The 10290-nt window shown below is 42.0% G+C and carries 11 protein-coding genes and 3 pseudogenes; 6 read left to right on the top strand and 8 right to left on the bottom strand.

Translation table 11 applies throughout. The annotated features are described in order from the left end of the window. Positions 1 to 86, top strand: a pseudogene (locus EWV84_RS23130) (IS200/IS605 family transposase); the annotation flags it as partial. A gap of 293 nt (positions 87 to 379) precedes the next feature. On the opposite strand, the gene EWV84_RS13665 reads toward EWV84_RS23130, so the two are convergent. The 4 genes from EWV84_RS13665 to EWV84_RS13650 form a co-directional block, all read right to left on the bottom strand. Beyond that, complete coding sequence (locus tag EWV84_RS13665; RefSeq protein ID WP_287078420.1) at positions 380 to 850, bottom strand: hypothetical protein; 471 nt, start codon at positions 848 to 850, stop codon at positions 380 to 382. Positions 851 to 1215: 365 nt separating this feature from the next. Continuing rightward, positions 1216 to 1623, bottom strand: coding sequence for a ferredoxin (locus EWV84_RS13660; RefSeq protein ID WP_287078419.1), 408 nt, complete (start codon positions 1621 to 1623; stop codon positions 1216 to 1218). Next, a complete protein-coding gene (locus tag EWV84_RS13655; protein ID WP_286825013.1) occupies positions 1623 to 2009 on the bottom strand; it encodes a DUF1257 domain-containing protein in 387 nt (128 codons plus the stop codon). Before EWV84_RS13655 ends, EWV84_RS13660 begins: the two co-directional genes overlap by 1 nt. 44 nt (positions 2010 to 2053) lie before the next feature. Further along, positions 2054 to 2269, bottom strand: coding sequence for a DUF2997 domain-containing protein (locus EWV84_RS13650; protein ID WP_286825012.1), 216 nt, complete (start codon positions 2267 to 2269; stop codon positions 2054 to 2056). A 309-nt stretch (positions 2270 to 2578) separates the two neighbouring features. Here EWV84_RS13650 and bioU point away from each other — a divergent pair, with 309 nt between their 5' ends. After that, on the top strand, positions 2579 to 3580 hold the full coding sequence (gene bioU / locus EWV84_RS13645) for a (S)-8-amino-7-oxononanoate synthase BioU (RefSeq protein ID WP_287078418.1): 1002 nt from the start codon (positions 2579 to 2581) through the stop codon (positions 3578 to 3580). Here the strand turns inward: bioU and EWV84_RS13640 are convergent. The 4 genes from EWV84_RS13640 to EWV84_RS13625 form a co-directional block, all read right to left on the bottom strand. Continuing rightward, positions 3577 to 4503, bottom strand: coding sequence for an RluA family pseudouridine synthase (locus tag EWV84_RS13640; RefSeq protein WP_287078416.1), 927 nt, complete (start codon positions 4501 to 4503; stop codon positions 3577 to 3579). The two genes, bioU and EWV84_RS13640, sit on opposite strands and share 4 nt — an antisense overlap. Positions 4504 to 4701: 198 nt before the next feature. Continuing rightward, a complete protein-coding gene (locus EWV84_RS13635; RefSeq protein WP_287078415.1) occupies positions 4702 to 5760 on the bottom strand; it encodes a roadblock/LC7 domain-containing protein in 1059 nt (352 codons plus the stop codon). Positions 5761 to 6014: 254 nt separating this feature from the next. Then, a complete protein-coding gene (locus EWV84_RS13630) occupies positions 6015 to 6761 on the bottom strand; it encodes a TRAFAC clade GTPase domain-containing protein (RefSeq protein ID WP_287078414.1) in 747 nt (248 codons plus the stop codon). Between the two features lie 601 nt (positions 6762 to 7362). Further along, on the bottom strand, positions 7363 to 7704 hold the full coding sequence (locus EWV84_RS13625; protein ID WP_002752706.1) for a phage holin family protein: 342 nt from the start codon (positions 7702 to 7704) through the stop codon (positions 7363 to 7365). A 211-nt stretch (positions 7705 to 7915) separates the two neighbouring features. On the opposite strand from EWV84_RS13625, the gene EWV84_RS13620 reads away from it, so the two are divergent. From EWV84_RS13620 to EWV84_RS13605, 4 genes and pseudogenes are all read left to right on the top strand, one after another. Further along, entirely contained in the window at positions 7916 to 8305 is a 390-nt protein-coding gene (locus EWV84_RS13620; RefSeq protein WP_287078413.1) for a DUF8738 domain-containing protein, read from the top strand. A 344-nt stretch (positions 8306 to 8649) separates the two neighbouring features. Continuing rightward, the gene (locus EWV84_RS13615) at positions 8650 to 9006 is read left to right on the top strand and encodes an iron-sulfur cluster assembly accessory protein (RefSeq protein ID WP_287078412.1); all 357 of its coding nucleotides are present in this window, start codon (positions 8650 to 8652) and stop codon (positions 9004 to 9006) included. A gap of 175 nt (positions 9007 to 9181) precedes the next feature. Then, positions 9182 to 10081 (top strand): annotated as a pseudogene (locus tag EWV84_RS13610) (Eco57I restriction-modification methylase domain-containing protein); the annotation flags it as partial. A 111-nt stretch (positions 10082 to 10192) separates the two neighbouring features. Next, positions 10193 to 10290: pseudogene (locus EWV84_RS13605) on the top strand (RNA-guided endonuclease InsQ/TnpB family protein); the annotation flags it as partial.

The raw sequence follows: 10290 nt of genomic DNA, 5'->3' as shown, positions 1-10290 counted from the left end.
CGCCTAGTTATTTTGTTTCTTCTGTAGGAGGTGCGCCATTGGAAGTTCTTAGGTGCTATATTAAAGATCAAGAAAAGCCGTCGTAAAACGACGGGGTTTTAACCCAAATTTTCGATAAATAATAATTCCGTAAAACATGGATATGGCTGGCATTTGTATCCTTGTGGTTATTTGAGAGGGATAGGTTTATTATAGCGAAGGAAAATCCGATAAGTCGGCGCGTTACTTTTCATGCTTCGTACTCTACAATAGTTACCAGAGCCGCAATCGCACTATTAATAAATGTAGAGGCACAAAACCTAACACCCATCTCGTTAATTTTATGCGAAGTTGTCGGGTTTCCTTACGGAACACGCGCTCTGGTTGATCGGCGCTCGAACTAGATCTGATCTTTTAATTGCTCAATAGCCTGTTTATTCATTTCAACTGCACGATCAATAATCTCCACAAGTTTGTTAACTATAGTGACAAATACATGATTCCCCATTGGCGCAAACAGATTATTTTGCGCTATTCTCTCGAACCGAACCCTTTTGCTTGAATCCAAGTGTGCATAGTCTCCATACAAATATATATCCATTAATTCTCTATTAGTAAGCTGGTCTGGGTTTGGTTCTGAAGTTGACAACTTTTCAAAACGCATTTCATGGCTGTTTATTGTGAGTGGAGAATAGCGATCAAGATAATCGTTGAGTTCAGATATAAGGCTCTTGAACTCATCTTTTAGATTTTTAGAAATATTGAGTCTAGAGTATAAGTCTTCCATGTTTTTGAAAGAAATGACATCACTTTTTTGGATGAACATTCTTAGTGTCAGCATAGCGGCTGATATATAGCGTTTCCTGTTCACAAGAGGTACATTTTCAATCCTGAAAAGCTTAATCAGCAAAGGTTTAACTGTGCCACCCAGGTGTGAGAACCGCTATAGAATCTTCATCTGGCCCGATTTCTGTTACTTCTACCTGATCGTTAGTAATTCTACAAGTAACCTCTCGTTCTCGGTTAAGATATTCTGAAAATTTCGATCTATGAATCTTTTCGGCTTTAGTATTAAACAATTCCAGTATCTTAAGATCAGACATTATTTCCTCCTCGACGGGGATGATAGTTGAAAATTTACCGTACAACACGCTACTAGGGATATTATACGGATTTCTCTAGCGATTGCCATGACTTCTAGGAAATAATGGATGGATGAGGCTGCACCTATCCACCCTAAATGTCTAAATCTTCGGGGCTAAATTTCTTGTGAATCTGAGGAAAACCTAACTGTTTAATCACTTGATGTTTGCGTTCTTCCTCAAGGGATGACAACTGATGATAATTAACCCAGTGAATACAGTTAACCGGACAAGTCTCGATCGCTTCTTGAATAATTTCTTCCTCGTCACCGTCCTGATTATAGACACGAGAGCGACCGTATTCGCCTTCAATAAAAAAGGTATTGGGGGCAACGTGGGCGCAGTGTTTACAACCGATACAAGTGACCTCATCGACGTAAACCGCTTTCTGGCGCAGTAAACCGCCCAATTCCGGTTCAAAACCAGTGCGATCGGGGGAATCTCTTAGGAATCCCCCCAACTCTGGTTCAAAACCAGAGCGTTCGGGAGAAAAATCAGCCATTAGGCACTCCAACGTTGTACCACTAGACGAATAGAACCATCAGTATTTTTTTCCTGTGCTGCCACCTGAAAACCCTGTTTAGCAGTTTCTGCCAGAATGGTGTGGTAGGCATAACCTTGATTTACTTTTCTTAAAAATCCTTCTACGGTTAGGGGTTGTTGCCAGTATTGCAAATCGGCAACTAACTCGTACTCGTTACCATTCCAGCGAAAACCGATATCGTAATTGTTATCTTGTTCAATTACCACCTCTGCGGTTAAAGTTTGACCTTGATAACCTTTGACAGGGTGAGAACCCTCTTTCCATTCCATACCCATATCCGTTAGGGCGGCTTTTAGGTAGGATAGATCGCGGATTTTGGTTTTGATATTGCTAAAGTGTGACATGGTTTTTCAGTGGCTTAAATAATGGGATTGGGAAAGATGAAAAATTACCAGTCGCTAAAAGTGGCTTTGTTGCTGACTTTCTCTGACTGGCTGACGGTTTGATGGTAATAATCCGAGGTTTTCTCTTGAGACATCAGCTGCCCGAGTTGTGCCTCGATCGCCGCCGTCACCTCTTGACAAGATGAACCGACTATGCCTGTCACCTTTTCCATGACGCGACCATCGGGATAGATAATAAACTCTAGGCTTTCCATGCTCATAGCTCTTCTCAGCGTGATCTGGGGTTTGCAAAGCTCCCTATCGTTTTAATTTACGATAGTTTGCTAATCGTAGCAATCTGGTTAAAATTTTAGCAAAACTTTATATTATCTCAGCCAACCACTTTCATTTTTTGTAAGTTTCCCGTAACTTTTCTTCATCGTCAAGGGCGAACCTTGACCGAGGAGGCATAATTTAACAAAACTACACAAAAAAGACGACCTGAAGCGATAAATTGAAAATAAAGGAGATGCAACGGCGAACCACGACCGCCGAGATCATAGAATTTTGTCTATAGGAATCAGAACAAAATGAATAAACAAATAGCCAGCGATCGCATTCGGATCGGTGTTTTAGGTTTTGGTGGTTTAGGACAGGCTGCCGCTAGAATTCTCGCCCCCAAACAGGAAATGCTTTGGACTGCCGCCGCCGATAAAGCCGGTTTTGCCTACCACAAAGACGGTCTAGATGTCAATACCTGTAACAAAATTTATCATGACCAAGGTTCGATCGGTTATCTGGAAAATTACGGCAGTCTCAGCGAGAACAGTATCGAGGAATTAATCAAAACTGCCGACGTAGAAGGCTATTTTCTCGCCTTACCGAATTTACCTAACAATTTCATGGCCGATATCGCTAAAACTTTCATTCGCTTAGGTTGGCGCGGGGTTTTAGTCGATGCCCTCAAACGCACCAGCGCCATGGAACAAATCTTAGCACTACAAGCAGACCTAGAAGCCGCCGGCATCACCTACATGACGGGCTGCGGTGCTACCCCCGGACTGTTAACTGCGGCTGCCGCCCTAGCAGCCCAGAGTTATGGGGAGATTCATAGCGTTAAAATTACCTTTGGCGTGGGAATCGCCAACTGGGAGGCTTATCGTGCCACTATTCGCGAAGATATCGCCCATTTACCCGGTTACGACCCAGAAACGGCGCACCGGATGAGTGATGCGGAAGTGGAAATGCTGTTAAATAAAACCAATGGCATTCTCAGCCTCGAAAATATGGAACACGCAGACGATATTATGCTGGAATTAGCCGGAATTTGTGGACGCGATCGGGTTTCCGTCGGGGGTGTGGTGGATACGCGCAACCCGAAAAAGCCCTTGAGTACCAATGTTAAAGTCACGGGGCGGACTTTTGAAGGCAAAATTTCCACCCATACCTTCACTTTGGGTGATGAAACCAGTATGGCGGCTAATGTCTGCGGGCCAGCTTTTGGTTATCTGAAAGCGGGGGTTTCCCTACATCGTCGCGGTATCTACGGATTATGGACAGCAGCGGAGATTATGCCCCAATTTGTGCGCTAGGGGTTTCTCTGCCGTAAAATACCTAAAACTTTCGGGAAAATAGCGGGTAAGGGGGCGATCGCTTCTAGGCTCTCTCCCGTGACCGGATGTACTAAAATTAAACGATGGGCATGGAGTAATTGCCCGGGTAGATTAATCCCGATGGAACGACCTGAACTATAGAGGGGATCCCCAAGAATCGGATGACCGATTTGGCTGCTATGAACGCGAATTTGATGAGTTCTGCCAGTTTCTAGGCGAAATTCCATTAAGGTGTAGTTGCCCAGTCTTTCCTTGACTTGCCAGTGAGTGACGGCATTTCTACCTCCTTTTTCCACGGCAATAATCGCCATCTTTTGGCGATCGCTGCGGTGACGACCGATCGGCAGATCAATTGTACCTGTCTCCGTTTTGGGGACACCGTGGACGAGGGCGATGTATTCCCGGCGGGCAGTTTTGGTTTTTAATTGTGCCTGTAGGTGTTGATGGGCCTGGTCGGTTTTGGCAATAACGATCGCACCCGTGGTATCCTTATCTAAGCGGTGGACTATACCAGGGCGTTGAATTCCACCAATTCCGGCTAAATTCGGGCAGTGATGCAGTAAAGCGTTGACCAAGGTTCCCGATTCGTGGCCGGGAGCCGGATGAACCACTAAATCGGCAGGTTTATTGATAATAATCAGATATTCGTCTTCGTAAAGAATATCAAGCTCGATCGCCTCGGCGGTTAATTCCAGGGGTTGACTGTCGGGAATGGTAATCTTTAAGCGATCGCCTTGACCAACTTTAGTATTTTTATTAGTGCAAATTTGACCATTTAACTGTATATATCCCTGTTCTATCAGTTTTTGCAGCCTCGATCTCGATAAATCGGGCAATTGTGACCCCATCCAAGCATCTAAACGTTCTTTTTTTCCCGCAACTTCTAAGTTTAATTGGTTCATCGGTTTTTAGTGATCAGGGTGTAGGGTGTAGGGTGTGGGGTGTAGGGTGTAGGGTGTGGGGTGTAGGGTGTAGGGTGTGGGGTGTAGGGTGTAGGGTGTGGGAAGTATAAATAAAAATAATCTCCTGTCTCCTGTCTCCTGTCTCCTGTCTCCTGTCTCCTGACTACTGATTACTGATCACTGATTACTGATTACTGATTACTGATTACTGATTACTGAATCTTCGGTTTCGAGGACGATCTCGAATTCTTCTACAACGGAATCAAGGAAGGGATTAGCTGCGGGATTTAAGAGAGGAGTTTGGGGGGTGGGGTTAGAGATAGCGAGAATTTTTTGTAATTTTGAGCGAGTTTTCTGGATTTCTACCTCTAACAATCCCGTGATCGTTTTGCCAGTTTTCACTAAAAGAAAAGCTTGGTCACTGCAAGGGGTTAAGATCAGATGACCCTGGGGACTGCGAATAGCAATTTGTTCCAGATCAGACCAGCTTAATTCCTCTTTTGTGTTATTGGCAAGATAGAGCATTGTTCCTGCTAAGATTAAAGCACTATTGTGTTCCATGCCGATGGAATCAGTCAAAGGTTGACCCTGGGGAGAAACAAGCATGATCCCCTCAATAGCGAGCGGTTTTTCGGCTAATTCTTGCAGGATTTTGGCAATTTCTACCTGATAATTTGGTTCCCTAGGTAAGGTATTTTTAGAGTTATCATAGTTATTATCGGTGGGTTTTTGTCGTTCTTTGGTTTCTTTCGAGGAGATAAACCATTGCAGGGGTTTTTCTTCCCGCAGTTGCCGGTGGCTAAACAGACGAATATCTTTAGAAAGTTTAATCCCTAATTCAAAGGCATTTGCCTGATAATTGTCGGCTAAAATTACGGGGTCAAGGGAGATTTTAGCCTCATCTCTGGAAATACGTTTTAGGGGGCCTGCTTCTAGACAGGCAAGGATTTTAAACAGTTGTTTCGAGTCGAGTAGTTTCTGTAAATAATAACAATGAAAGTAGGGGATGTCCCCACGACCAAATTCATCCTTACCATCGTTAATTAACCAACCAAAGAGGGTGTTATGGGAGTCAATTTGATAGATATAGACTCCTTTAAATTTCCTGTCTGGAGGATTATAGGTGTCCCATAACTGAGAGACTATATGTTGATAAAAAAACTGTTGAATCCCTAGGGGGACATTGACACTAGCGATATATTTAAATCCCAGTTGTGAGAAACTGCTATAAATCAGTTGTTCAACGATCAAGGACATGATCTGTAACCTTTAAGCGCTCCTGTGCGCTGTTATAAATAATTTTAACACAATTGTGTCTTGTTTCTAGTTTTTGGGGAGATATTTGACGGCATTTCTCCTCAAGATGAACTGTCACCTAATTTGGTGCCGACTCCCCAAAACGAAAACTTCACACCTCACCATTAAGATGACTGTTATAAGGCAGTCAGCAGATTTTTGAGAGATTTTTTTACTAATCTTGCTGCAAATGGATCGGATATAGTGCTGGTCATTTAGGAAAAGTTTACCAGTTGTTGATCGATTTGAGACAATAACCAAGATAGGGAGTCTAAAGCTTGATTTGCTTGCAGTGTGCCTTGCTGGGAATCAATTAAAACTGTTGAGTAAAAAAAACGGTGATTAACTTTTTGCTCTCGCAGTTTTTGCTCTAATTCTTTGACTTTTAATTGTAGGTTTTGCCAGCATTTTTGGTCAGAGACAACTAGATCGCATTTGCTGATAATAATGCCTAAATTAAACCTAGTTTTATTATGGTTAATTATCTCGATCAAGGTTTGAAAAATTTTCAGGTAATTATTATGCTTGTCTGAATCATTTAATAAACTTGCTGCTTCTAAAAACAGTAAACAAGCATTAGCCTGTAAAGCCATATTGACAAAGGCTAAATTATAGATTTGACAACTTTCTCCCGGTATATCCCACCAGCGAATTGTCGCTATTTTATCCGATCGATCACCGCTTTTTTTCTCTAAACTAAAATCAAAGTTACTGATTTTTAAAGTGGCGGGGGGATATTGACCTGTTCTAGCGACATAATTGAGAATTTTTTCAATATCTTCTTCGCTTTCTTCCTCTTGAGATCTGAAGACAATATTAGCCGGATTTCCCGAAGTTGCTTGATTTTTGAAAGTCTGATAAGATGCCGCTAGGAAAACTGTTTTTCCTGCTCCTCTTTGACCGATACTGAGAACTGTATAAATTTTGTTTTCTTTGCTAAGATTTTCCTGATTATTAGTCATTTTAAAACCTCTAAATTGAATGAAAAAAACTTTTGCCGCGATGATTGTGTCTCTCAAGCTAACACAGACAAGAAAAATTGACTTGAGATTAGTTAATCTCCTTAGCTCAACAATTCCCTGCTACACTCTTGTAGTTATGCTGTCTGGAAAGATGATCGAGAAAGCTCATTAGTCATCTAATTAAGATGATTATATTTGTTTTGTCTGATCGGATCATCCCGGTTAGCCAAATCTTCACAAAAAGTTACTATTCTAATAGTAATTGAACTTGCTCTCGGTGCTTGATATGGAAATTTGGGGATTAAATTTTCCTGATTTTTAACGACAAAAGCCACGGTAAATCCCTAGAGATTTTCTGGGTGTAGTTCTAAGCGATCTCATACATAAAATAATAAACATACCCTAAAGCCCTCTGGTAAATAATCGATATAACTTGTTTAACACAAACGATAATTTTTGTCAATCTTTTTGTCAATTTAATTCCCTGATTCTCAAATAAAAACTATCGCTATTTACCAAAAACTAGAGAGACGTTGTTATAATCAACGTCTCTAGATCAGAGTAAGTCAAGCTGTTTTAAACAAACGAATTATTGCCCACTTTAGTCAACGAAAAAACCATTTAAAACTCCTGAAATGATCGAAACCACGATCGAACCGAATAAAGCAGCAAAAAATGATTTTACCTCAAAGCCACGGATAAAATAGGAGGCTAAAGAAAAGGAAATGGCATTAACCACAAAAATAAATAACCCTAGGGTCAAAATGGTTAAAGGCAGGGTAAAAAGAATCAACAGGGGTCTAATGATAGCATTAATTAAACCCAAAGCGACAGCAGCTATCAAAGCCACGGTAAAATCTTTAATTTCTATACCAGGTACTATTCGCGCTGTAATCAATAAAGAGACGGCGGTAATCAACCAACGGAGGAAAAAAGATAACATAAGTCCATCCATCTAAGATAGTTCATACTCATCTATTTTAATCGCCATCGCCACTTAAAGAGACGGAAGTTTTCAGGAGATGGCAACGAAAACTGAGAGTGACTGCTGCTTCTGCTCGAAAACCAGAGAGGGAACATAGTATCGGTTACACTGGTTATAAACAGGAAGATTCGCTCAGACTATCACTCCCAGGAAAGAGACAGGACTAAAGATGATATCTAGAAAAAATTTTAGCCAAAGCCAGCAAGTACCAATCGGTAAAACGAGAATTGTTCGGGTATCAACTGGCACTTTAATGCTAATTAGCCTGCTTTCTCTCCTCTTAGCACCACCTAGTTTAGCATCTCCTGAGCCACCTAATTCGGTCATCGCCGCTACCCGTCAAGATTTGAGTCGGAAAACCAATATATCCGTTAATCGCTTGCAAATTCAAGCAGCACAACCACAAACCTGGCCCGATGGTTGTTTAGGATTAGCTAAACCGGGAGAATTCTGTACCCAAGCACTGGTGCAAGGATGGCGAATTATTCTGACTGATAAGCAAAAAACTTGGGTTTATCGCACCGATAGCAGTGGCGCTAATCTCCGCTTAGAAAGGTGAATTTCTTTTGATATTTTCCGGCTGCTTTTTCGGCATCCCCAAAGCAGCGTTTTCCTGATTTGATTTTCCTCCCCCCAGGGAAGGCGAATTGTCTCAAGCACCCGGTTGGGTGATGAAAATCGGCTTAGAATGGCTCTATGGTTTGTTTTAAGAACCTAGTCGTCTCTGGCAACGCTATTTAATTAATAATCCCAGTTTTTTGCTTTTTTTGCCCTATAACTCCTGCGAGACCGGGAAAAGTAAACAGTAATTCAGTCAACAGCCCTCAACTATCGTTAAGATGGATAGGAGAAGGTAAAGTTTTATATGTCCCCTTCAACTGCGTTTAGGAGTTCCTGCTAAAGATGACACAAGCTACTCAGACTCAAGAAAAAGGAATTTTACTCAGTGAGGCTGCCCTCAAACACCTTACCATGCTCAAAGAGCAACAGGGCAAGGATTTATGTCTGCGCGTGGGTGTGCGTCAAGGTGGTTGTTCGGGAATGTCCTATATGATGGATTTTGAGCATCCTAGCAATATTGCCCCTCAAGATGAGGTTTTCGATTACGATGGCTTTAAAATTGTCTCTGATAAAAAAAGCCTGCTCTATCTCTACGGTCTCATGTTAGATTACAGCAACGCGATGATCGGCGGTGGTTTCCAATTCACTAATCCCAACGCCAGTCAAACCTGCGGTTGTGGTAAGTCTTTTGGCGTTTAATATTTCTGTTGGGGTGATACCTTTCACCCCCGCCTCCCAGAGGCGATTTTTTTTTGGCCAAAACCCTTGACAAAATCGGAGACTTGCCTTATACTTGTTGTATAATGGGAATCCGTGCCTGCCTGCGAACCCTTCATTTTTAGGCTAGATACCCTCAATGCTAGGATAATCAGCCATGTCAGGACAAACAGGCAATAAACCGCTTTTTTCTCAACACTATCTTGAGCATCGGCTGCCGGATTCTGGGGAATGGCAAGAGGATGTATCAGTGGCGTTTTCCCGCTTAGAGAGTCTTTATCAACAAAAAAAGGCGATTTTGCCGACTCTTAACGAAGCGCAAACGGAAGCAGAATTAATACAACCGATTCTAGAAATTCTCGGTTTTAGTTATATACCGCAGGTAAGCAGTAGAGGAAAAGGAAGGTCAGAAAGGCCAGATTATGCTCTATTTGCCGGAGAAAATGACCGTTATCAAGCCTATGCTCTCCAGAATAATCAAACAGCCTTTTATCGTCAAGTTTTAGCGATCGCTGAGGCTAAATACTGGCAACGTTCTCTTAGTGACGTTTCTAAGAATGATCAGCGAGATATCTGGAAAAATAGTAATCCTTCCTTTCAGATCACCAATTACCTGACGGGGACGGGGGTAGATTGGGGTATTCTCACCAATGGTCGGGAATGGCGCTTATATTACCGTCAAGCGTCCTCCACTGCCACGGAATTTTATCTAGTGGATTTGATGGAACTATTAGAAGGGGGAGATCGGCAAAAATTTCGGTATTTCTGGTTATTTTTCCGTCAAGAGGCTTTTATTAAGGATATTCACGGTCAGAATTTCCTTGAACGGGTCCGGGAGGGGAGTACCACCTATGCCACCAGAGTGGGTAACGAGTTAAAAGAGTTAGTCTTTGATCGCATTTTTCCCGATATTTCTAAAGGTTTTGTATCATTAAATACAGACATACAGCCAGACTTATTGTATGAGGCGAGTTTATCCCTGCTGTATAAATTATTATTTCTTCTCTACGCAGAAGCGCGGGACTTGCTGCCGGTGAGGGGAGACTATCGCGATTACCGAAATTTTGGGTTAAAGCCCCGTCCTTTTAGGACGGCTTTTTAAACTATAGCTTGTTAACTTAACTTTTATTGTGCTATACTGATTTTATCTGAGTACCCCCTGCGTAAAATGTTTGTCTTAGAGTTTAAAGTTAAAGCTAAAACTCAACAGTATCAAGCCATAGACGATGCTATTCGTACTGCTCAATTCATCCGTAACAAATGTGT

It is taken from the genome of Microcystis sp. M_QC_C_20170808_M3Col (assembly GCF_007095505.1).
GTDB lineage: Bacteria > Cyanobacteriota > Cyanobacteriia > Cyanobacteriales > Microcystaceae > Microcystis.
This window is presented reverse-complemented; position numbering and strand designations above follow the sequence as displayed.

Excerpts from the sequence above, each read along its gene's own strand:
- EWV84_RS13660 (WP_287078419.1), bottom strand. The coding sequence starts at position 1,623 with ATGGCTGATTTTTCTCCCGAACGCTCTGGTTTTGAACCAGAGTTGGGG.
- EWV84_RS13655 (WP_286825013.1), bottom strand. The coding sequence starts at position 2,009 with ATGTCACACTTTAGCAATATCAAAACCAAAATCCGCGATCTATCCTAC.
- EWV84_RS13650 (WP_286825012.1), bottom strand. The coding sequence starts at position 2,269 with ATGAGCATGGAAAGCCTAGAGTTTATTATCTATCCCGATGGTCGCGTC.
- bioU (WP_287078418.1), top strand. The coding sequence starts at position 2,579 with ATGAATAAACAAATAGCCAGCGATCGCATTCGGATCGGTGTTTTAGGT.
- EWV84_RS13640 (WP_287078416.1), bottom strand. The coding sequence starts at position 4,503 with ATGAACCAATTAAACTTAGAAGTTGCGGGAAAAAAAGAACGTTTAGAT.
- EWV84_RS13635 (WP_287078415.1), bottom strand. The coding sequence starts at position 5,760 with ATGTCCTTGATCGTTGAACAACTGATTTATAGCAGTTTCTCACAACTG.
- EWV84_RS13630 (WP_287078414.1), bottom strand. The coding sequence starts at position 6,761 with ATGACTAATAATCAGGAAAATCTTAGCAAAGAAAACAAAATTTATACA.
- EWV84_RS13625 (WP_002752706.1), bottom strand. The coding sequence starts at position 7,704 with ATGTTATCTTTTTTCCTCCGTTGGTTGATTACCGCCGTCTCTTTATTG.
- EWV84_RS13620 (WP_287078413.1), top strand. The coding sequence starts at position 7,916 with ATGATATCTAGAAAAAATTTTAGCCAAAGCCAGCAAGTACCAATCGGT.
- EWV84_RS13615 (WP_287078412.1), top strand. The coding sequence starts at position 8,650 with ATGACACAAGCTACTCAGACTCAAGAAAAAGGAATTTTACTCAGTGAG.